This is a genomic window from Chitinophaga agrisoli, assembly GCF_008386695.1.
In the GTDB taxonomy this organism is placed as follows: Bacteria; Bacteroidota; Bacteroidia; order Chitinophagales; family Chitinophagaceae; genus Chitinophaga; species Chitinophaga agrisoli.
The window spans coordinates 2,512,104-2,533,843 of the sequence record NZ_VUOC01000004.1 but is presented as its reverse complement, the minus strand read 5'-3'; the positions used below and the strand labels follow the sequence as shown (position 1 = coordinate 2,533,843).

Sequence of the window (21,740 nt, the reverse complement as noted above, 5' to 3'; positions counted from 1 at the left end):
CAGAATATCAATGAATTTGAGTATTGGCGCCTGATGGTATTCATTTTCAATTACACATTCGCACATATGCACATTTGCACATTTTTCACGTACCTTTGCTGCCTAAATTTTAATTGCAATTCATGGACAGAAACTCGGTCATTGGATTTATACTGCTCGGCGTTCTGCTGGTAGGATACATTGTTTTTAATCAAAAACAAGAGGTAACAGCCCGCAGAGAGAAGGCCCGGCAGGATTCCATTGCGAACCTGAATAAGCCTAAGATCTTTACAGATACCAGCGCCCAGGGTACGGCCAGCAAACCGGATTCCGCCCAGCTGGCCGGCGAATACGGCGAATATGCCGCTGCTGCCATTGGTACTGAACAAAATACCGTGCTGGAAAACAAGCTGGTAAAGATCATTTTCACGAATAAAGGCGGTCAGCCGGCATCCATACAGCTGAAGGAGTTCAAAGCCTCCGACGGCAGTCCGCTGATGCTTGCCCAGGGCTCTTTTAGCCGTTTGGCCCTCCAGCTTCCGGTAAGCAACCATAACCTGAACACTGCCGACCTGTATTTTACCCCAGGTCAGGTACAACAGGCTGGCGGTGGCGGCCAATCCATCACCTACCGCCTTTCCAAATCGCCTTCAGAATACCTGGAATATGTGTACACCCTGAACCCGGACAGCTACCTGGTGGATTATACCATCCATGCCGTAGGCCTGGAAAAAGTACTGCCCGCCAACCAGAGCACCCTGCAACTGCAATGGAACAACGAAAACCACCTGCAGGAGCATGATATGCAGAACGAGCGTCTGAACAACCAGGTGCATTACCGTTACACCACCCATAAACATGACTACTTTACCCTGGAACGTACCAGCCATGAGAAGCTGGAAGGCAACCTGCAGTGGATAAGCGTAAAGCAGCAGTTCTTTAACACTACCCTGATCACGAAAACAACGCCTTTTGCCGGCGCTGACGTGAACACCAAGGTGCCCGTAAGCGGTAATATCGTAGGCCAGGCCTATACTTCCCTGGACATACCTTTTAACCGCGCGCATGATTTCAGCTTCCCGATGCAGATCTATTATGGTCCTAACCACTATAAGACGCTGAAATCCTTTGATATTGGCCTGGAGAACATCATTCCCCTGGGCTCCGGTATCTTTGCATTTGTAAAGTATGTGAACAAATGGGTGATCATCCCCACGTTTAACTTCTTAAGCGGTTTTATTGGCAACTATGGTGTTATCATCATATTGCTGACCCTTTTTATCCGCCTGCTTATAGCGCCGTTCACTTATCAGAGTTATGTATCCCAGGCTAAAATGAAGGTGCTGAAACCTGAGCTGGATGAGCTGCGCGCCAAACATGGCGATGACCAGCAGGCTTTTGGTATGGAGCAGATGAAACTGTTCAAGAGCGCCGGTGTGAATCCGCTGGGTGGATGTTTACCAGCCGTACTGCAGCTGCCCATCCTGGTGGCGATGTATAGCTTCTTCCCATCCTCCATTGAGCTGCGCCAGGAAAGTTTCCTGTGGGCGAAAGACTTGTCCACCTATGACTCTATCCTGAACCTGCCGTTCAATGTGCCGTTCTATGGTAACCACGTGAGCTTGTTTACCCTGCTGATGACGGCTACCAGCTTAGTACTGGCATTCTATAACAGGGGCATGGCCGATCAGAGTAACCCGGTAATGAAGTACATGCCGTACATTTTCCCTGTAATGCTGTTAGGCGTGTTTAACCGCCTGGCTGCCGGTCTTACTTTCTATTACTTCCTGTCTAACGTGATCAGTATCTCCTTACAGTGGGTACTGCAGACTTTTGTCATCAATCACGAGAAGATCCATGCACGTATACAGGAGAATAAGAAGAAACCGGTGACCAAATCCAAATGGGCGGAGCGCCTGGAGGATATGCAGAAACGCCAGCAGGAAATGCAGAAGCCACAAGGCAAGAAGAAATAAACCAATAATGATACATTACCTGTCAGGCATTTAAACCTGACAGGTATGAAAAACAAAAGAGGGAGGCCGGAAGGCTTCCCTTTTTTGTTGGGGGCGTGTGCTGAAATAAGATGAAGCAGATCAGCTCTTCGGCTTCCCGTAATGGATAACAAAAGTCTGCATGATCAGGCAATTGACAAACCTTTCACCTTCCCCGGGAAAACTGAAGTTAAACAGGTCGTCCACATTATATTCATGGAATGTTTGGCTAGTACTTACCGGATCATAAATGGACACCGGAACTATCAGTGCATCCTTATTTTTTACCTTTCTCTTGAAAATACCTTCCCAATTGACATCCTTATACTGACCCCGCTGGGTAAGACTTTGTTTCATCTCTTTGGGAGCATATTTGGAAGGTAAGATCGTATCGATCTTACCACCCTCAGCAAATATGAACTTCAACGCAAAGGCGAAGGATTCACCGTTTTCAATGGATGATCTGGGAATGCGGGTGGCTTTGCCCAAAGCTTTGAGCAGGTCTTTGCCAGTTTCATCCTTTCCCTGGGTAAGTTGTTGCCCAAACACCGGTATCGTTGCACATAGGAACGATAAGAAGAATAATAGTGAAGCATGTTTTCTTAACATAACGCAGGGATTTTTATTGGTATCAATGTTGTTTGTGGATGCCAGTACTTTGTTCAATGTATGAAATAAAACGGCCCCGTACACATGTACGGGGCCGTTTTATCACTATTATCAATCTGGTTAATTATCCCTCTTCGGTTGTTGTTGCGGCGGGTACGTAGCTTTTGGCGCGCCGTCTTTGTCTTTCTCTTTTTCCTTCTCGTTCTCCTTAGGCTTCTCCGGCGCGGGGGCTGGTTCCTCGCCATACTGCGACACATCAATATAATCGCTGGCGCTACCGGAACCTACATCTTCACCCTGCGCATCCGGCGGCAGGTTGTTCTCGTAGTTCAGGTAAATATCGTTGTGGAGGGTGGGCGGTATGGAGAAAGTGCTTTTGCTGTCTATCTTCAGACTTTTATCCGCATATACTTTCTGGAAGAAATAAGCCCAGATGGGGAGGCCGGTATTGGCGCCCTGACCGGCAGCGGTGGTGCTAAAGCGCAGGAAGTTGTTCTCACAACCTACCCAGGCGCCTGCCAGCAGCTGCGGGGTATAACCCAGGAACCAGCCATCTGTATTGTCGTTGGTGGTACCTGTTTTACCGCCTATCTCACCTTCTATCTTATAACGGAAACGCATACGTGCGCCGGTACCGCCCGGATTTACCACGCCTTCCATCATCTTTACCATGGTGTAGGCTTCGTTTTCACTGATCACTTCACGTTTTACGGGAGCGAAGGTTTCCAGTATGTTGCCGTTACGGTCTTCTACGCGGGTGATGTAGATGGGTTTGGTGATGATACCCCTGGCCGGGAACATGGTGTAGGCCTGCAGCATCTCATACAGGGATATTTCCGGCGTACCCAGCGCGATGGAAGGGTAGGGGGGAATATCGCTGGTGAACCCGATCTTATTCTTTGCAAAATCAGCAAATGCTTTGGCGCCCAGCTGTTTGATAAGGTAGGCGGATACCAGGTTCAGGGACCGGGCCAATGCGCCGGCCATGGTGATCTCGCCACCTACACTGCCTTCCGAGTTACGGGTCAGCGTCCAGTTGCCAATGGTGATAGGCTCATTGGGCAGCATGGTGTTAGGGTTCATACCGTTCATGATGGCAAAGCAGTACAGGAACGGTTTAAAGGTAGAACCTACCTGGCGGCGTGTTCTGGACACGTGGTCGTTCTTGAAATAGCGGAAGTCCGGGCCGCCTACCCAGGCTTTCACCTCGCCGCTTTCCGGGTCCATGGCCATAAAACCCGCCTGTAATACAGCGCGCATGTAACGGATGGAGTCCAGGGGCGTCATTACGGTATCTATCTCATTCAGGTCCGGCTCTGTGGGGCTTCTCCAGGCGAACACCTTCATTTTGGTGGGGGTGTTAAAGGCCTTTTGGATATCTTCCTCAGACGCTTCGGCGTCCTTCATGTCTTTATAACGGTCAGATTCTTTTACGTACCGGTCCAGGTAGTTTTGCCATTTCTTCCACACGCTACCGGATTTGATATTGCCCTGCGCAAAGAACACTTTTTGCAGGTCCTGCAGGTGTTTACCTACTGCTTCCTCTGCATACAGCTGCATGCGTGGGTTGATGGTGGTGTAGATCTTAAGGCCATCGCGGTAGATGTTATAGTTGGAGCCGTCTGCTTTTTTATGTTCCAGGCACCAGGCTTTCATCTCGTCCCGTAGCACTTCGCGGAAGTAAGGGGCCAATCCTTTGTTATGGTCTATCTTATTGTAGCGCAGTACAATAGGTTTGTTTTTGGCGGCGGCTGCTTCTGCGGTGGTGATGTAGCCATTCTTCTCCATTTGCTCTATTACCGTATTACGGCGGCCCAGGGAGGCTACGGGGTTACGGCGCGGGTTATACAGCGTGTTACCCTTGAGCATACCCACCAGGGTAGCTGCTTCTTCTATGGAAAGATGGCCGGCGTCTTTGCTGAAGAAAGTGCGGGCGCCATTTTCAATGCCATATACGTTATCCCCAAAAGCTACCGTGTTGAGGTAGAGGGTAATGATCTCTTTCTTGGTGAAGTTCCTTTCCAGCTTTACGGCTATCAGCCATTCCTGCAGCTTCTGGAAACCGCGCACAATGGGGTTGTCTGCACGTTTTTTACCCGCATTGTCAGCCTGGAGGTTCAGGGCCAGCTGCTGGGTGATGGTGCTGGAGCCACGTTTTTTACCTATCATCAGGTAAAAAGGGATGGCTACCGTACTTCTGGCGTCTATACCGGAGTGATCGTAGAACCGCTCGTCTTCTGTGGCGATCAGCGCGTTGATCACATTTTTGGAGATCTCGTTGTAGTCAGAGCTGGAACGGTCTACCTGGTAGTATTTACCCAGGATGGTGCCGTCTTCTGCTATCACTTCGGAGGCGAGGGCAGCCCTGGGGTTTTCCAGTTCCTCCATGGAGGGCATATTGCCGATCACCCGGAAGTTGATCAGTAGTATAAATAAGATAAAGATTCCCAACAGACCCAGTAACACGGTCCAGAGTATTTTCACGGATCGTTTCATCTGATAATATTATAAATAAATTAAGTGCAACAATCGGGCAAAACTATGAAAAATTGCCAGGATTTACTGGCTATTTAACAGTGTGTTAGCGACTGAGACGGTAGATCAGCCAGTTATGGATTATAAATTATGGGATTGCGAGCATGGGTTAAACCGCTATAGTGATGTCCTGCCTGGCGTTCGCAATGCCGTATTGTCCTTGTTTATATGTCTTTTTTCTTCGTGTTCCTTATTGAGTAACGTAATTTTTGTCAAAAAATTCCCTGTACCCCTGTATATCCTTGGTGCTGTTCAATAATATGAAGTTATCCCTGGATATGATGAACATTTTATAGTCCGCGGGGCGTATGCGGGGAATAATATGCACAGGGGCTTCTTCGCGGATCTCGTCAAAGTAGTCCAGTGCTTTATTTTCATCCGGGAACAGGCGGAAGATCAGCATGATCTCGTTCTGGGTGAGCACAAAGCTGCCTACCTCGATCTTATCTGCGGCGTGTTTGGCGGCATTGTAGCGTGTAAACTGCTCCAGTCCCTCGTCTATCAGGGCTTTGTTGACCCGTTGGAAAGAGAGGACCACAAAGTGTGGATTGGCGGCGGCGGTGCTGAGTTTATACGGCGTAACCGGTTTGAGCGGCGGTGGCGGCGGCGCTTTGATATCCGCTTTTACCGCGGGCTGCGCGCCCGGTTGGGCGGTCTTGAGCCCTACGGAGTCCGTAAACTGCGGTTTGGGTGTATTCCAGGGCAGGCGGATGGATACATTCTCATCCATCATGGCGCCACCGGAGTCCGGTTTCTGGATCTGCAGCTGGGCCAGGTAGTCTACCAGTTCTTTTTTCCGGTTCAGGGCATCCAGCAGGGCCTGGGCCTGTGTGCGGATGGCTTCATCGCCGGGGTATTTATTTATTACGTTCTGCACCGCCTGTTTGGCCAGGTGAACGGTGTCAGTAGCAACGTCTGTGGTATCTGTTTTAATGATGACCATGGCTTCCAGCAGGTCGAATTTGGGCTGCAGGTAATTGAAGCCGTAGGTGGAGTCTGCCAGGTGTTTCCTTTCCAGGGCCAGGGCATAGTTGCCGGACCGGTAGGCGGTGTACACGGAATCGTAGGCGGTGGCGATCACCTGTCTCTTCTCTGCATCTGTATCCTTGAGGTTACCGAATTTGATGATGCCGGCAAAGTTGGTATTGCCGTACTGGTTCAGTACCATATCCTTATACTGGTTGGCTTGGGCGGTGTGGCCTTTGAGGCTGTTATGCCATACGTAGAGGGAGTACAGCACTTCCGCTTTTTTGGCATGGTCCGGGAATTTTACCAGCAGGGTATCGTAGGTCTCGATGGCCAGCTCGGTGGCATCGAGCTTATCGTGATAGAGTTTGCCGAGGTCGAACCAGGCATCCATTTGGGTAGACCTGGAAGCCATGAGCTTATCAGGCGTGAGGGGGAGGTCTACGGACAGGGTGGCGGCGCTCACGCTGTCTGCCGGGATCTGTTTGGCTTTGTCTGTACCGGCAGCCATGGCAGAGTCGCCGGTGATATTGGGCTGGTCCGGGTTATTGGCAAAATTGGCGGTGGCGTTCTGGCTTCTGCGCCAGTTATCGCTTAGTTTACGGTTGCCCCAGCGGCGTTTGAACTCAGAAAAGCCGGTGGCTTTGCTGGCCATGCTATAAAAGTACCAGTCGCCCTGGTCGTTGCCGTTGTTGTTGCGGCCCTGGTTACCCATGGCGTTGTTATTGGCCAGCATGCTGTTGCTGTTATTGCTGGTATTGTTTTCGGCAGCTTCAAGGGCGGCGGCTTCCGCTTTTGCTTTGTCTGCGGCTGCTTTCCGGATACTGGCGGCCATATCGTCCAGGAATTTCGTACGCTCGGCTTCCGGCATGGCGGCTATGTGCTGTAGGCTATCCTCGCGGTGGATGGCGGCTACTTTGGTGGCTACATCGCCCAACACGGTTTTCCGTACGCTTACCACGGCAGAATCGGCAAAGGCCGGCGGCATAACGGTAGCGGTGCTGTCATAAAAGTCTTTGGCCAGCTGGTACTTGCGCTGTCCATAATATATATCCGCTACTGCCTTAAAGGAGAGCGTTTTTTGCATGGTGTTGTTGCTTTCCTGGCTCAGTGATTTGCGGAGGTAGCCCAGGGCGGCCTCGGGGTCTCTTTCGGTCACCAGGGTAGCCATGGTATAATAGATCGCATCCCGGTAGGGGATAAAGCGTTCTTTTTTGAGCATGGTGCGCAGGGCGGCCAGGCTTTGGTCAATACCAGCATTGCCTTTGGTGGTATTAAGCCGGGCTATCTGCAGGCGGGCCTGCAGGTCCATCATGGGGTCCGGCTTTTGTTTGATCACTTTGCGGAACATGTCCATGGCGGAGTCTGGCTGCTGGTGCTGTGCGTACAGCTGGCCCAGTATATAAGACATCCTGGCTTTGGACTCCCGGTTGTGGGTGCCTTTGATGGCGGCTGCCAGGGGCGTGATGGTCTCTGTGTACCGGCCTTGCCTGTACATGCTGTAGGCCCTTACTTCCGCCAGCTCGCCATCCAGGCGTTTGGGGAAGGCGGGGTCTGTTTCCAGTAAGTTCAGGAGGCTTTGTACTTCGTCATATTCTTTTTGTTCCAGCAGGGTACGGGCATTCCATAAAAAGGCGTCGTTGCGGACCTTTTTATGTTTGAAGCGGCCTATGAAACCTTTCCGCTTTTCCGGCGTGGCAATAGACAGCTGGTCGTTTACGGAGGCGCCCACTACGGTGGTATAGTCAGATTTTTTCTTGGGTGCAAACTTTAAGTTCATGAACTGGAAGGTCTTGGAGGCATTTTCCCAGTCGCTTTTATAGAAATAGGCCCTTCCAATGAGCAGGTAGCAATCATCTATCCATTTACCCCGGGGGTCGTGCAGCTGTATGGCGATGGATGATTTGATGATGACAGAATCCAGGTCATTTTTATCAAGTCCCTGATCCTGCAGGCTGTATGGATAAAAGGGCAGCAGTTCGTAGTAGTTATCCAGACCCTGGCGGGCGATGCTTTTTATGATGCCGTCGAGCTTGGCCTTGGAATGGTAATAGTAGTTATACCGGGTGACCATGTTTTGCATTAACCGGCGCTTGAGGGTAAATTTCTTCTCCGCCAGCTTTTCAGAAGGGGGCCTTCTGTCCTGTACCTTTGGTACCGGGGTGGCGGGCCTGCGCATGGCGGCGGCAGACCGCCGGTCGTTACGTATAATAGTATCCCGCTGGGCGCTCTGGCCCCGCCGGTCATTACTGCGTATGTTATTGCTGGTAGAATCCCGCTGGGCGTTGCCGGCAGGCCGTCTGTTCTGGGCAGAAACCGCTATAGAGATCGTAGTCAGTAACAAAAAACTTACAGCGCGGGGAAAGATATGCAATAATAATGGTCGATAGCGATTCATGGATGCCGGGTGTATAGGCTACTATATAACTGTTTATGTGAAAAATTATTTTAAAGATAGGATAATTTTTTATTGGACCATTCTTTCACTTTTTAACACATAACCTTTTACTTCTTATGATTTAATTGTTTAATTTTAGCCGGATTAACAACATTATGGCTAAACAGCGTAATAAAAAAGGGAGGGACCTGGGACGCATCCATCATAAATACCGTCTGGTGATAATGAATGATGATACCTATGAAGAAGTTACCTCGTTTAAATTGTCGAGAATGAGTGTGTATGTAGCTTTGAGCACGCTTTTCGTATTACTCGTTACCATCACGGTAGCCACCGTCGTATTTACACCACTACGTTATTATATTCCAGGTTATGGCGATCTTAAGCAACGCAGGGAATTCATCAAGCTAAAAATGCGTACTGACTCTTTGGAGAATGCAGTCATTGCGCGTGATCAATACCTGAAAAATATCAAACAGGTAATAAATGGGGAATTTACCGGTAAGTTGGACACCACAACTATCAAAGTACCAAAGGTAGACAATAGTACTTATTAAGTTAAATATTAATATTTTTATTATCTTCAAGTCCTGAATTGAAAAACCGTAAACTCTGAAAACCTATGTTTAACAACAACCGTAATTCAAAAGGTGAAAGCAAGACCATTATGCCGTCTTCCAATGTGAACATTATAGGCAGTGGCACCTCTATCCAGGGAGATATTGTCTGTGAAGGGGATATCCGTATTGATGGCCAGGTACACGGGCTGGTATCTACCAAAGCTAAGATCGTGGTAGGACCAGAAGGTGAGATCACCGGTGACCTGGTATGTGAAAGCGCGGATATACTGGGTAAAGTAACCGGTATTATTAAAGTAGAAGAGCTTTTGTTCCTGAAAGGCAACGCTTTCGTAAAAGGCGATGTATACACCGCACATTTTGAAATGGAGCCTACGGCCAAATTTAACGGCCGCTGCTATATGGAGCCGGAAGAGGGCGCGAGCAACAGCGTGAGCACAAATACAAGCAGCGCTAAAGAAACGCATGAAAGAACCTTCCACAAAGAAGAAGCTACCACCGAAGAAGAAATCTAGTAACGTTCTGTTACGTTACGCGGGGCTGGCTTTTCAGATGATGGCCACATTGGGTTTGGCAGTGTTCGTTGGTTATAAACTTGACCGATGGATAGGATGGTCATTTCCTGTATTAATGATCATTTTTTCTTTACTGGCTTTAACCCTACTTTTGTGGCAAATTATCAAAGACACCCGGCGGAATGAATGACCGTTTCTTTTTCAAGCTATTTTTAGTTTTTTCCATCCTGAATGGAACCTTTGTATTATTAAAGCCCCGTTTACTGGATGCCGGTATGCATTTTAATGTGCTGCTGATCGGCAACCTGCTGCTGGCAGGCATAACGGGGCTGTCTTACTTTATGAGCCGTAAGGGACTAGCGGCCGCTAATAATCATGTATTCGTACGTAGTGTATATGGCTCCACGTTCAGCAAACTAATGTGCTGCATGGTGGGCATACTTGTTTATGTACTCATAAACAGGCCTAATGTGAGCCGGGCCACTATTTTCACTTTAATGTTCTTATACCTGGTTTATACCGTGTTTGAAACATTGAGCCTGTATCGATTGCTTAAAAAGAAAACGTGAACCGGTGTGAAACAGGAAGCGCCTTTACATGCATTAGCGGCCTATCTGCCCGAAGGCACCTTTGAGCAGGTAATGGATTTTATTACCCGGTACAAAGTACATCTTACCGTCACCCGGGAGCGCAAAAGCCTCCTGGGCGATTACCGCCACCCTGATAGCAGGGGTGGCCACCGCATCAGCGTAAATGGGAACCTCAATAAATACGCTTTCCTCATTACCCTTCTTCACGAGATAGCCCACCTGGTCACCTATATGCATTTTGCCAATAATGTGGCCTCCCACGGCAAAGAATGGAAGCATGAATTTTCCCTGATCCTTAAACAGTTTGTTGGCAAAGGCTTTTTGCCGGAAGATGTGGAACAGGCCGTGCGCCAGAGCATGCATAACCCCGGCGCCAGCTCCTGCGCGGATGATAACCTGATGCGCGTGCTCAAAAAATATGATCTGCGTAAGGAGAACCATTATTTTGTAGAGCAGCTGCCGTTGGACCAGCTTTTCAAAACAAAGGACGGCCGTATTTTCCGTAAAGGCGAAAAGATCCGTAAACGCTACCGCTGCGAGGAGGTGAGCACCCGTAAGATCTACCTGTTTAGCCCCGTATATGAGGTGGAGCTGGTGGCCTGAAAAATAACTGTAACAGTTTACCCAACCTTTCCTCTTATCTCCCCTGTCTTTATTTACGGTTGCCTATACTGATCAGTTAATAAGCTATGCTGCTGTATGAATGTTCGCAGTTGCCTTCACATATAAATGAATAAGCTACGCGGCTGCATGAATGTTTGCAGTTGTCTTCACCGTTAAATTAATAAGCTATGCACCTGTATAAACCGGAAACGGCCGAGCTGGAACAGCTAGCCAAACGCCACCGCGACAGATATGTAACCGGAGACCCCTTCCCGCATATCTATATTGATAATATTTTTCCTGAAGCCGTACTGAATACGGTACTGGATGAATTCCCCGACGCCAGTCAGATCAAGTGGCAGCGTTACCAGAATAAACAAGAGCTGAAGCTGGCTTCCCGCAATGAGCTGGAGTTTGGCGGGGCTACCCGGCATTTTATCCATACGCTTAATTCCCGGCCTTTCCTCCATTTCCTCGAAAACCTTACGGGTATCCGGGGGCTTATACCAGACCCCTCCCTGGAGGGCGGCGGCCTGCACCAGATAATGCCCGGTGGTTTGCTGAAGATCCATGCGGATTTTAATAAACATCCTGTTACACAGCTGGACCGGCGGCTGAATGTGCTTATCTATCTTAATAAAGATTGGGAAGAGGCTTATGGCGGCCATTTTGAGCTTTGGGATAAGGAAATGGAAAAAGCACGGGTAAGGATATTGCCTGTTTTTAACCGGATGGCGGTTTTCTCTACTACTTCTAATTCTTATCATGGTCATCCGGACCCGCTTACCTGCCCGGAGGGCCGCTCCCGGAAGTCTATTGCATTGTATTATTATACCAATGGCCGGCCTGCGGAGGAGATAGATCCTAAGCTGGGCGCTCATAGCACGATCTTCCGGGTACGGAAAGACCGGATGGAGGATACGAAGGCGGATATGAAAAGGATACTCCGGGATTTTATACCGCCGGCGTTTATTAAGGCATATGTGAAGTTGAAGGGCGGGTTTAGCTTCTGACCGCCAATTGATCCATACGTTCGCGGAATGCGGCTTCCCGTACAGCCATCTGCTGTTTGCGGTGGATCTCAAATGCATGCTCATGCTGTTGGAGCAGGTCATCGTACGGCCCGCGGGGGGAGATGAGCTTTACAAATACCGGCGCGCATTCTATCGCAATAAATAAAAGGATGATGAACCAGTTGGCCCAGCGGATGGGGATGCTGCGGTCCGTGAGGCGGCCCAGTGCGTCCAGCCGTGAAGCCAACCCGTCCAGCCGGCTGCGGGTGGGGATACTTGCCTTCATGGCGGAATCTACGGCCTGCAGCTGTTGTTGGCGCTCGCTGATCAGCTGGAGATTGCGGGTGGTGAGCGCCTGTAGCTCTGCTTCTGCACGGTCCGCATCTGCCTTCTTGGCTTTGTAGATAGGGCCCAGGTTGCGGATGCGCGAACCGCCTGTGCCATCGGCCTCCTGTTGGGCTATAAGCGCCAGGGTATCACGTTTAGCGGCCTGTAGCCGGATGGCGGTATGCAGCTGGCTGATCTCTGCCTGGAGGGCGTTGATGCGCAGCTGGAAGCGGTCTTTTACCTTATCTTCCTGGGTTTTGTAGACCTGTTGCTCCATGGTGACCAGCTCTGCCTGTATTTCTTTGTCAAATACCTGGAGCTCCAGCGGTTTGGAGATGACTACGGCGATAAGGACAGCCAATACCAGCCGGGGCAGGGCCATACGGAACTCCGGCCAGAATTGATCCCGTTTTTTCATACTGGAAACGATGTAGCGGTCCAGGTTGAAGATCATCAACCCCCAGACGAGGCCAAACAGCAGTGCGGCCCATAGTTCGTTGAAGACGGTCCAGAGGGCGTACCCGCCGGAGATGGCGGCCAGCAGGCCGGTGAAAAAGATAGTGCCACCAATACCGGCGTATTTGTTGGTCTCTACCGGGGCCCGTTGTAACATTGGCACATGGGCGCCGGAGCAAAAAAGGAAAAAAGCGCGTAAACGTTGCATTGCTAGACTTTGATGTTGAATAAAAGTCTGCTTCCCTGCGGAAAGCAGGGTATATAGAAGGATGGAAGACAAAGGTAAGGAAATGTGTGGATGTGCGGATATGCAGATGTGAGGGGATCACATAGAAAAAGGGTGTACCATGTTTATGATACACCCTTTTTTATTTTTAGATTTTCTTTCTGCTTAGTTGCCAACGGCTTTACCTACCAGGGCTGCAGCTTCGCTGAGCAGGATGGCAGACTGCACTTTGAGGCCGCTTTGCTCGATGAGCTTTTTGGCTTCTTCGGCATTGGTGCCTTGTAAACGTACGATGATAGGTACGGTGATGTTGCCAATAGATTGGTAAGCATCGATAACACCCTGGGCTACACGGTCGCAACGAACGATACCGCCAAAGATGTTGATCAGGATGGCTTTTACCTTAGGATCTTTTAAGATGATACGGAAACCAGCTTCTACGGTCTGGGCATTGGCGGTACCGCCTACGTCCAGGAAGTTAGCAGGCTCGCCGCCGCTTAATTTGATCATATCCATGGTAGCCATGGCCAGGCCGGCGCCGTTTACCATACAACCTACGTTACCGTCCAGTTTTACGAAGTTCAGGTTGTATTTGCCTGCTTCTACTTCTGTAGGATCTTCTTCTGTGATATCGCGCAGCGCTTCCAGATCGGGGTGGCGCATGAGTGAGTTATCGTCCAGGATCATTTTACAATCCACTGCCACGATCTTTTCGTCGCTGGTCTTGAACAGCGGGTTGATCTCCAGCTGCGCTGCGTCCAGTCCTACGTAAGCGTTATACAGGTTGGTCACAAATCTCACCATGTTCTTGAAGGCTTCGCCGCTCAGACCGAAGTTGAAAGCGATCTTGCGCGCCTGGAACGGCTGCAGCGGTCCGCCGGGGAATACCCACTCTTTATAGATCTTATCAGGTGTATTGTGGGCCACTTCTTCAATATCCATACCTCCTTCAGTGGAGTAGATGATCACATTCTGTCCTTTGGCGCGGTCCAGCAGGATGGAGAGGTAGAATTCCTTGATAGGGTTGGGGCCGGGATAGTATACATCCTGCGCTACCAGCACCTTGTTTACGAGTTTGCCGGCAGGTCCTGTTTGTATAGTTACCAGCACGCCGCCCAATATGTTGCCCGCGATGGTCTTTACATCTTCTGAATTTTTACCCACTTTTACCCCTGTCTGCTCTGTACCACGGATCTTGCCTTTACCGCGGCCACCGGCGTGTATCTGCGCCTTTACCACTGCAAATTCGTTCCCGAATTGCACCTTCAGCTGCTTATAAGCCTCGGCGGCTGCTTCTGGTGTATCTACCGGAATACCTTCCTGTACCGGTACATTGTATTTTTTCAACAGTTCTTTAGCCTGGTATTCATGTAAATTCATCAGTCAAAAAATTTGCCGCTAATTTAGTTCTTTATGATTTAAATATAAAACCATGGGGTTTGTGAATTTAAAAATAACTTTGCGCGGGCCGGTAAAACGGGCATAAAGCAGCTTTTAGCTATCAGCGTTTAGCTTTTAGCCCAAAGTACGGGCTGAAGGCAGATAACCGGGCGCTAAACGGTTAAGCACCAGCAGCTAAGTGCTAACTGCCTAAAGCTGACAGTTAGCTGCGTTTTCAGGCGTCAGAAAGTCAATAGTTGGCCGCTAAAGACCTAAACAAATAATTAACTGCGCTTTAAGGCGGAAGTGATGTAAGAAGGTAATGGCTGACCGCTAAGGACATGCTAACAGCGAATTAAGAATACCGATCAATAATGAGTGAACTAATACAGCGCATTAACGCCGCCAGGGATTACATCAACAGTAAGGCCCTCATTACGCCAGCCATCGGGATCATCCTGGGCAGCGGCCTGGGAGGGTTAGTGGCAGATATTGACGACCGCGTAGAGATACCCTATGCTGACATCCCGGATTTCCCTGTATCTACCGTAGAGGGGCACCATGGCCGGCTTATCCTGGGCCGGATGCAGGGCGTACCTGTGGTGGCTATGGCCGGCAGGTTCCATTATTATGAGGGTTTTTCCATGCAGCGGGTCACTTTTCCGGTACGTGTAATGAAGGCGCTGGGGATCCATACCCTGCTTATTTCCAATGCGGCCGGGGGGATGAATGCGGCTTTTAAGGTAGGGGACCTGATGATCATCCGTGATCATATCAACCTGCAGCCGGAACATCCGCTGCGCGGGCGTAATGAGGATGCCCTGGGGCCCCGTTTCCCGGATATGAGCGAGCCGTATGCCCGCACGCTGATCGATACCGCTAAGAAAATTGCTGCTGACAGCAATATCCCGGTGCATACCGGCGTATATGTTGGCGTGCAGGGTCCTACATTCGAGACGAGGTCAGAATATAAGTTCATGCATATTATTGGAGGAGACGCTGTGGGCATGAGCACTGTGCCGGAGGTAATTGTGGCGGCACATGCCGGTTTAAAGGTATTTGCGATGAGCGTAATAACCGATATTGGCATACGGGAAGAGGAGAATGTGATCACCCACGAGGAAGTGCTGGAAGCCGCCGCCGCGGCAGAACCCAAATTAACGCGTATTTTCAGGGAACTGGTAAAGACAATTAGCTATTAGCTGTTAGCGGTTAACTTTTAGCTATGGGCTGCTGCTAATAGCTAACTACTAACGGCTAAAAGCTTATTTTTCCATACAATGAGGCATCTTTTTATTATACTGGCTTTATTACTGATAGGCGGGAGCCGGGTGGCGGCGCAATTTAATACCGGTAATTTTGGTAATTATGGCGCTGGCGGCAATACGCCCATGCAGCGCGATACCTCCCAGCGTAACCTGGGGCCGGATACCATCACCATAAAATATCACCTGCTGGGCGATCCGGTGGAACGCCGCCTGGATTCGTCCGTGATCGATTTTAACGCCAATTTCATGCAGGTGCCTTATAATTATGTTAATCTTGGCAACTCCGGCAGCGCAGCCCGCAATATTATCTTTACCCCCCGTATGCAGGCCGGTTTTGATGAGGGTTTTCATGCGTATGATATCTATGCCTACACGCATGAAAATGCCCGCTTCTATAATACCACCCGCCCATATTCGGAACTGCAGTACCTCATCGGCCCTCAACAGGAGCAGGTAATAGGGATTACGCACACACAGAACCGGAATGAGAACTTTAATTTTGGGTTTGATTACCGGAAGGTGAACTCCCCGGGATATTTCCGTACGCAGAATACCAACCATGATACCTACCGGGTAACATCCAACTACCAGAGCAAGAATAAACGCTACCATAACTATGTAAGCTTTTTTTATAACAAGCTCAATGGGGGCGAGAACGGCGGCGTAGTGAACCCTGAGCAACTGCTGGACCCTAATTTTAAACAAAGGAAAACCATCGATGTAAACCTGGGCAACGACGATGTTCCGGGGTACTCTTTTTTTGGTACCACCATCGCGGTAAAATCTTCTTACCGGCAGACGAGTTTCCTTATGCAGCAGCAGTATGACTGGGGCAAAGGGGATACGGTGCATGTGAATGATACGACGCAGTATTATAAATTTGACCCCGTGTTCCGCGTGCAGTATAGCCTTAAGATACAGGGTAACAGCTATGAGTACATTGATAATAATCCTGCATTGGCGTTCTATTCCCAGCATTATGATATCGGGTTTGAGCAAGGGGATTCTATCCATGCCCGTCAGAAATGGAGCACGCTTTCTAATGATATATCCCTGATCCAGTTCCCGGTAAGGGGCAACCTGGCGCATTTTATTAACCTGGGCGCCCGTTTTGAACATACCAGCGGTACTTTCCTGGATGATGTGAAACAGGGTTTTAATAACCTGGCCCTGCATGGGGAGTACCGTAATAAGACCAAAAACGAACTGTGGGATTTCTCTGCCAAAGGCGAGTTCTATGCACTGGGCCGCAACCTGGGCGATTATAATATAAGCGGTATGCTGAACCGTTACCTTAATGAAACGTTGGGTAATGTGAGCCTGCTGTTCCGTAACGTGAACCGGGAGCCTTCCTATGTGTACAAGTTCTTCAGCTATAACCATGATAGCTGGTATAATGGCAACCTGGGTAAGGAAAACATTACCCAGCTGGGTTTTATTGCGGATAATAAGAAGTGGAAGTATAACCTGGCCGTTAACTATTTTATCTATAGCAATTATACCTATTTTGATGACTATGTGCACAGCACACAGGCCACGGGCCTGTTTAACCTGCTGCAGGTGGTGCTATCGAAACATTTCCGGGTAAAACACTGGAACTGGTATATAGACCTGGCGTTCCAGCAGGTGCATGGTAACGGGCCGCTGAACGTGCCATCTATCTGGACCCGTCACCGGCTGGCCTATGAAAACAAACTGTTCAATAACCTGAACCTGATGGCGGGTATAGAGGCCCGTTATAATACGGAGTATTATGCGGATGATTATTCGCCGGTGTCCGGTCAGTTTGTGTATCAACATACACAAAGGGTGCGGTATGAATTACCTGATCTGACCGCTTTTATACATTTTCGCATCAAATCCCTTTCTGCTTATATACGTGGGGAGAACCTGAATACTTTCCTGGGACATAATAATTATGTGGCTCCCCTCTACCCACTCAACAATTTTGGGCTTAGGGTGGGTTTAAGATGGTGGTTTGTGAACTGAGTGTGGTGTTTTCTTCGTATATTGAACCAGTTGACTTCCCAAAACTGGCAAACGGCCCCAGAATAATGTGCTGATTTTCTAATATGTTAATGTGCGATAGCACAGCAGCAGATAGGCACATCAGCAAATTGAGCCGGCTGGCTTAACTTTTGTTAAGATTTTGTTGAAGTGGTTAAAACAAAATTTTATCACATGAAGGCATTTACCATCAAACTGAACTCAAACCGGTACGACGTACTCCCCCTGAATGGCCATCCCCAACGCTTCAAAGTGAACGTAAATGGCTTTGACGTATATTATGAGCCTGATCTGGACGGTTATCTGCGTCCGGAGGTGCAAGGCGGCTTTGGCGCCAATATGTCACTCTTGCTCGATCTAGCAGACCGCATACAGGAGACTACCATGCACGAGACAACATTGGAGTAACACGGATATGTGCTACCTTTGTTGCTGCTTATGCAAACATTTGACCTGCACATAAAGAATATGGTTTGCCCCCGCTGCATAAAAGCGGTACGCGGTATCCTTGAAAACGAGGGATTGCCCGTACACGATGTGCAACTGGGGAAAGCCGTGTTAACTATACAGCCGGACAATGAGCAGCTGCAGGCAGTGGCCGCCGCCCTGGAAAAAGAGGGATTGCCCCTTGTGGATGACCGCAAACGCCAGCTGGTAGAGGCGATAAAGAACATTATCGTCACTACTATCCATCATTCCCCCATGAGTGAACTAAAGGAAAACTTCTCTGCCCTGCTGGCGGCCCGCCTGCATAAAGATTATCATTATCTTAGCAACCTGTTCTCCGAAATGGAGCAGACCACCATCGAGCAGTATATTATCCAGCAAAAGATAGAACGGGTGAAGGAGCTGCTGGTTTATGACGAGCAGACCCTGAGCGAGATTGCATACCAGATGGGGTATAGCAGTGTGGCGCATTTGTCCGGGCAGTTTAAGAAGGTGACCGGGTTTACGCCGAGCAGGTTTAAGCAGTTAAAGGAGCATAAAAGGCGTCCGTTGGATGCGATTTAACATAAATATCATGAAACAGGCAGTTACCAGTATATTACGTTTTATCCAATTCCTTTTTGTAAAGAAGAATTGTTGTAAATAAAGGTGTCAGGGGGGCACGTAAATCAAAACCCATTTACATCCATGTACCCATTCCAACCCCGCCTAAGGGCAGTACATCAACACATTAATCCGGTCGTTCACCAAGCATTTTCCATCGTTCCCCCAAAAATCCCAGCACAGTATTTGCAAATCTTTAACTTTAAAACCCAGGACAGTCAACACAACTAATGAAAGGGACAAATATCGGCCGCTTTTTATGCGCCCTAACGGTAACCAGTATATTGGCAGCCTGCGGTCATAAAAAGGCGCCCCAAAAAGCCATTGTACAGGACATTAAAGAATTGCAGGAGGCCATTCCGGAGAATATTGCAGACCGCGTTGGTTATATGGCGGATAATAACGGTGTTATGGAGGACAGCGTACATTCCATGACCACCGCCGTACAATATTTCTATGCGCAGCATAACAATGCGCCCCAATGGTCTGAAAACGGTACCGCCAATGCCGGCGCGGACTCCATGCTGTACATGGTACAGCATGCCCTGGACGCCGGTCTTTCCCCGGCCCAGTACCACTCCGGCCAGCTTACGGCCGCCCTGCAGCAGGTAAAAACAAATGATACCGCCCGTAAGGACGCCGCGCTCTGGGCCAAGGTGGATGTGATGCTCACAGACGCATTTATGAAAATGGCTACCCATCTGCATTATGGCGTAGCCCCCCGGGATAGCGTTACCCTGCGCCCGGATTCCGCTTTTACAGATACCGCGCTGAACGCCCTGTTACAACAGGCGCTGGCGCAAAAGAATATTACCGCCGCGCTGCAACGGCTGGAGCCGGCCCATGCCGGTTACCAGGCGCTTAAGCAGAGCCTCCGCAGTTTCCGGGAGAAATATGCCGGCCTCCACTGGGATACGATACCGGAGAACTATACGGATACCGCGGCCTTTAAACAGTTGTTACTGAACAGGTTAGTGCAGGGCGCGTTCCTGGATACTACCGGGCATGCGGGGGATACCTCCCTGCTTAAAACGGGGATCAAGGCGTTCCAGCGGGAGTTTAACCTGTACCCGGACGGGGTAGCGGGCAAAAAGACCCGCCAGATGCTGAACCGCTCCCTTTATGACTGGGAAGTACAGGTGGCAGTTAACCTGGACCGCTGGCGCAAGCTGCCGGATACCTTGCCGGTACGTTATCTTATGGTGAATTTGCCGGCATTTGAAATGCAGGTGATAGACAGCGGGAAGGTAGCCGTGGCATCCCGGGTGATCGTGGGCAAACCTAATACCCGCACGCCGTTACTCAATTCCAGGATGACCAATTTTGTGATGTTCCCTTACTGGAGCGTGCCGTATAGCATTGTGTTCAAGGAAATGCTGCCTGCCATCCGCAGGAATGTCAATTACCTGGCGGAAAAGAACCTGGAAGTGATAGACCGGTACGGTAACGCGGTGGATCCTGACTCCATTGACTGGACCAAACTGCACCGCGGCCATTTCCCATACGTGCTGCGGCAGATGGATGGGGAGGATAATTCCCTGGGTATTATCAAGTTCAATTTTATGAACAAATACAGCGTGTACCTGCATGATACCAATGCCCGCGGGCTGTTTGGCAATGCTTACCGGGCGCTGAGCCATGGGTGCGTAAGGGTGCAGCAATGGGATAGCCTGGCCATGTATCTTATAAAAGGGGATCCCCAGCGTAACCTGCGGGATAGCGTGCGGTACTGGCTGGCGAGCCAGGAGAAGAAGCAGGTGAACTTTACCCGCCGGATACCCATCTACATACGTTATTTCTCCGCCACAGGAGAGGGGCAGCGGCTGGTATTCCACGAGGATATCTATGGGGAGGACCGGAGCCTGCGGAAACAGATCGGATTATAGGAAAATATTCAGATACAAAAAGGGTCTGACCAATAAGTGATGGTCAGACCCTTTTTTATGCGTTGTATTTTTTACTTAGCCAGTTTCACTTTCAGAGCGTTATCCAGCTCCTGCAGGAACTCTTCCGTATACAGGAAGTGTTTGCCATGCTCCACTTTGTTGCCATGGATACATACGGCCAGGTCTTTGGTCATCTTGCCGCTTTCAACGACTTCGATACAAACCTGCTCCAGTGCGTGACAGAAGTTGATCAGCTCCTGGTTGTTATCCAGGCGGCCACGGAATTCCAGACCACGGGTCCATGCGAAGATGGAAGCGATGGGGTTAGTGGAAGTAGGTTTGCCGGCCTGGTGGTCGCGGTAGTGACGGGTTACGGTACCGTGGGCAGCTTCTGCTTCCATGGTCTTACCGTCTGGCGTAACCAGTGTAGAGGTCATTAAGCCCAGGGAGCCAAAACCTTGCGCTACGGTATCGGATTGTACGTCGCCATCGTAGTTCTTACAGGCCCATACAAAGTTACCGTTCCATTTCAGGGCGCTGGCCACCATGTCATCGATCAAACGGTGCTCATATACCAGGTTGTTCTTTTCGAACTCGGCTTTGAACTCGTTCTCATAGATATCTTCAAAGATGTCTTTGAAGCGGCCATCGTATTTTTTGAGGATGGTGTTCTTGGTGCTCAGGTACAGGGGCCATTTTTTGAGCAGGGCCTGGTTAAAGCAGGCGCGTGCAAAACCTTTAATGGACTCGTCTGTGTTGTACATAGCCAGGGCTACGCCGTCGCCTTTAAAGTTGTACACCTCGTGCTGGATCTTCTCGCCATTTTCGCCTTCGAAGGTGATGGTGAGCTTACCCTTGCCTTTGGTCACGAAGTCGGTAGCGCGGTACTGGTCGCCAAATGCGTGACGGCCAATGCAGATAGGGGCTGTCCAGTTGGGTACCAGGCGGGGTACGTTCTTCATAACGATGGGCTCGCGGAATACGGTGCCATCCAGGATATTACGGATGGTGCCGTTGGGCGATTTCCACATCTGTTTCAGGTTAAATTCCTTTACACGGGCTTCATCCGGGGTGATGGTAGCACATTTGATACCTACGCCGTACTGCCTGATGGCGTTAGCCGCATCTACTGTTACCTGGTCGTCCGTTTGATCGCGGTATTCCACACCGAGGTCAAAGTATTTAATATCCACGTCCAGGTAAGGGAGTATCAGTTTGTCTTTAATGAACTTCCAGATGATCCGTGTCATCTCATCTCCATCCAGTTCCACAACTGGATTTGCGACTTTGATCTTTTCTGCCATTTCAGGTGGTTTTTAAATTAATAAGGTTATCTACAACTGTTTTTCACATAAGATAA

18 protein-coding genes are annotated in these 21,740 nt (G+C 49.5%); 12 read left to right on the top strand and 6 right to left on the bottom strand.

From position 1 onward, the window contains the following. Window positions 1-122 precede the first annotated feature (122 nt). On the top strand, window positions 123-1,955 hold the full coding sequence (gene yidC / locus F0L74_RS29130) for a membrane protein insertase YidC (protein WP_149841409.1): 1,833 nt from the start codon (window positions 123-125) through the stop codon (window positions 1,953-1,955). Window positions 1,956-2,075: 120 nt separating this feature from the next. Here the strand turns inward: yidC and F0L74_RS29125 are convergent, their stop codons facing one another. From F0L74_RS29125 to porW, 3 genes are all read right to left on the bottom strand, one after another. After that, the gene (locus F0L74_RS29125) at window positions 2,076-2,582 is read right to left on the bottom strand and encodes a hypothetical protein (protein ID WP_149841408.1); all 507 of its coding nucleotides are present in this window, start codon (window positions 2,580-2,582) and stop codon (window positions 2,076-2,078) included. 120 nt (window positions 2,583-2,702) lie between these two features. Beyond that, window positions 2,703-5,078: a transglycosylase domain-containing protein gene (locus F0L74_RS29120; protein ID WP_149841407.1), complete on the bottom strand. Its 2,376-nt coding sequence runs from the start codon at window positions 5,076-5,078 to the stop codon at window positions 2,703-2,705. Window positions 5,079-5,307: 229 nt separating this feature from the next. Then, window positions 5,308-8,481: a type IX secretion system periplasmic lipoprotein PorW/SprE gene (gene porW, locus F0L74_RS29115; protein ID WP_149841406.1), complete on the bottom strand. Its 3,174-nt coding sequence runs from the start codon at window positions 8,479-8,481 to the stop codon at window positions 5,308-5,310. A gap of 155 nt (window positions 8,482-8,636) precedes the next feature. Here porW and F0L74_RS29110 point away from each other — a divergent pair, with 155 nt between their 5' ends. The 6 genes from F0L74_RS29110 (at window position 8,637) to F0L74_RS29085 (ending at window position 11,780) form a co-directional block, all read left to right on the top strand. Further along, window positions 8,637-9,038, top strand: a complete 402-nt coding sequence (locus F0L74_RS29110; RefSeq protein WP_149841405.1) for a hypothetical protein — start codon at window positions 8,637-8,639, stop codon at window positions 9,036-9,038. Between the two features lie 65 nt (window positions 9,039-9,103). Then, on the top strand, window positions 9,104-9,574 hold the full coding sequence (locus F0L74_RS29105) for a bactofilin family protein (protein ID WP_149841404.1): 471 nt from the start codon (window positions 9,104-9,106) through the stop codon (window positions 9,572-9,574). Further along, window positions 9,525-9,764: an AtpZ/AtpI family protein gene (locus F0L74_RS34185; protein ID WP_149841403.1), complete on the top strand. Its 240-nt coding sequence runs from the start codon at window positions 9,525-9,527 to the stop codon at window positions 9,762-9,764. Before F0L74_RS29105 ends, F0L74_RS34185 begins: the two co-directional genes overlap by 50 nt. Next, on the top strand, window positions 9,757-10,143 hold the full coding sequence (locus tag F0L74_RS29095) for a hypothetical protein (RefSeq protein ID WP_149841402.1): 387 nt from the start codon (window positions 9,757-9,759) through the stop codon (window positions 10,141-10,143). The genes F0L74_RS34185 and F0L74_RS29095 overlap by 8 nt, the downstream gene beginning before the upstream one ends. A 6-nt stretch (window positions 10,144-10,149) precedes the next feature. Then, entirely contained in the window at window positions 10,150-10,767 is a 618-nt protein-coding gene (locus F0L74_RS29090; protein ID WP_149841401.1) for a SprT-like domain-containing protein, read from the top strand. A 188-nt stretch (window positions 10,768-10,955) separates the two neighbouring features. Beyond that, the gene (locus tag F0L74_RS29085; protein WP_149841400.1) at window positions 10,956-11,780 is read left to right on the top strand and encodes a 2OG-Fe(II) oxygenase; all 825 of its coding nucleotides are present in this window, start codon (window positions 10,956-10,958) and stop codon (window positions 11,778-11,780) included. On the opposite strand, the gene F0L74_RS29080 is transcribed toward F0L74_RS29085, so the two are convergent. Continuing rightward, window positions 11,770-12,771 (bottom strand): DUF4407 domain-containing protein, encoded by a 1,002-nt coding sequence (locus F0L74_RS29080; RefSeq protein ID WP_149841399.1) that lies wholly within the window; start codon window positions 12,769-12,771, stop codon window positions 11,770-11,772. The two genes, F0L74_RS29085 and F0L74_RS29080, sit on opposite strands and share 11 nt — an antisense overlap. Window positions 12,772-12,954: 183 nt before the next feature. Further along, window positions 12,955-14,169, bottom strand: a complete 1,215-nt coding sequence (gene sucC, locus F0L74_RS29075) for an ADP-forming succinate--CoA ligase subunit beta (RefSeq protein WP_149841398.1) — start codon at window positions 14,167-14,169, stop codon at window positions 12,955-12,957. Between the two features lie 374 nt (window positions 14,170-14,543). Between sucC and F0L74_RS29070 the strand changes: the two genes are divergently transcribed. From F0L74_RS29070 to F0L74_RS29050, 5 genes are all read left to right on the top strand, one after another. Beyond that, entirely contained in the window at window positions 14,544-15,371 is an 828-nt protein-coding gene (locus F0L74_RS29070; RefSeq protein ID WP_149841397.1) for a purine-nucleoside phosphorylase, read from the top strand. Window positions 15,372-15,449: 78 nt separating this feature from the next. Continuing rightward, the gene (locus F0L74_RS29065; protein ID WP_149841396.1) at window positions 15,450-17,426 is read left to right on the top strand and encodes a putative porin; all 1,977 of its coding nucleotides are present in this window, start codon (window positions 15,450-15,452) and stop codon (window positions 17,424-17,426) included. 192 nt (window positions 17,427-17,618) lie between these two features. Further along, on the top strand, window positions 17,619-17,852 hold the full coding sequence (locus F0L74_RS29060) for a hypothetical protein (protein WP_149841395.1): 234 nt from the start codon (window positions 17,619-17,621) through the stop codon (window positions 17,850-17,852). 30 nt (window positions 17,853-17,882) lie between these two features. After that, window positions 17,883-18,455 carry an AraC family transcriptional regulator gene (locus tag F0L74_RS29055; RefSeq protein ID WP_149841394.1) on the top strand — a complete coding sequence of 191 codons (573 nt, stop codon included), beginning with the start codon at window positions 17,883-17,885 and terminating at the stop codon, window positions 18,453-18,455. A 269-nt stretch (window positions 18,456-18,724) separates the two neighbouring features. Further along, window positions 18,725-20,380, top strand: coding sequence for a L,D-transpeptidase family protein (locus F0L74_RS29050; RefSeq protein WP_149841393.1), 1,656 nt, complete (start codon window positions 18,725-18,727; stop codon window positions 20,378-20,380). 71 nt (window positions 20,381-20,451) lie between these two features. Here the strand turns inward: F0L74_RS29050 and F0L74_RS29045 are convergent, their stop codons facing one another. Then, window positions 20,452-21,684: an NADP-dependent isocitrate dehydrogenase gene (locus F0L74_RS29045; protein ID WP_149841392.1), complete on the bottom strand. Its 1,233-nt coding sequence runs from the start codon at window positions 21,682-21,684 to the stop codon at window positions 20,452-20,454. Window positions 21,685-21,740: the final 56 nt, after the last annotated feature.

Excerpts from the sequence above, each read along its gene's own strand:
- yidC (WP_149841409.1), top strand. The coding sequence starts at position 123 with ATGGACAGAAACTCGGTCATTGGATTTATACTGCTCGGCGTTCTGCTG.
- F0L74_RS29125 (WP_149841408.1), bottom strand. The coding sequence starts at position 2,582 with ATGTTAAGAAAACATGCTTCACTATTATTCTTCTTATCGTTCCTATGT.
- F0L74_RS29120 (WP_149841407.1), bottom strand. The coding sequence starts at position 5,078 with ATGAAACGATCCGTGAAAATACTCTGGACCGTGTTACTGGGTCTGTTG.
- porW (WP_149841406.1), bottom strand. The coding sequence starts at position 8,481 with ATGAATCGCTATCGACCATTATTATTGCATATCTTTCCCCGCGCTGTA.
- F0L74_RS29110 (WP_149841405.1), top strand. The coding sequence starts at position 8,637 with ATGGCTAAACAGCGTAATAAAAAAGGGAGGGACCTGGGACGCATCCAT.
- F0L74_RS29105 (WP_149841404.1), top strand. The coding sequence starts at position 9,104 with ATGTTTAACAACAACCGTAATTCAAAAGGTGAAAGCAAGACCATTATG.
- F0L74_RS34185 (WP_149841403.1), top strand. The coding sequence starts at position 9,525 with ATGAAAGAACCTTCCACAAAGAAGAAGCTACCACCGAAGAAGAAATCT.
- F0L74_RS29095 (WP_149841402.1), top strand. The coding sequence starts at position 9,757 with ATGAATGACCGTTTCTTTTTCAAGCTATTTTTAGTTTTTTCCATCCTG.
- F0L74_RS29085 (WP_149841400.1), top strand. The coding sequence starts at position 10,956 with ATGCACCTGTATAAACCGGAAACGGCCGAGCTGGAACAGCTAGCCAAA.
- F0L74_RS29080 (WP_149841399.1), bottom strand. The coding sequence starts at position 12,771 with ATGCAACGTTTACGCGCTTTTTTCCTTTTTTGCTCCGGCGCCCATGTG.
- sucC (WP_149841398.1), bottom strand. The coding sequence starts at position 14,169 with ATGAATTTACATGAATACCAGGCTAAAGAACTGTTGAAAAAATACAAT.
- F0L74_RS29070 (WP_149841397.1), top strand. The coding sequence starts at position 14,544 with ATGAGTGAACTAATACAGCGCATTAACGCCGCCAGGGATTACATCAAC.
- F0L74_RS29065 (WP_149841396.1), top strand. The coding sequence starts at position 15,450 with ATGAGGCATCTTTTTATTATACTGGCTTTATTACTGATAGGCGGGAGC.
- F0L74_RS29060 (WP_149841395.1), top strand. The coding sequence starts at position 17,619 with ATGAAGGCATTTACCATCAAACTGAACTCAAACCGGTACGACGTACTC.
- F0L74_RS29055 (WP_149841394.1), top strand. The coding sequence starts at position 17,883 with ATGCAAACATTTGACCTGCACATAAAGAATATGGTTTGCCCCCGCTGC.
- F0L74_RS29050 (WP_149841393.1), top strand. The coding sequence starts at position 18,725 with ATGAAAGGGACAAATATCGGCCGCTTTTTATGCGCCCTAACGGTAACC.
- F0L74_RS29045 (WP_149841392.1), bottom strand. The coding sequence starts at position 21,684 with ATGGCAGAAAAGATCAAAGTCGCAAATCCAGTTGTGGAACTGGATGGA.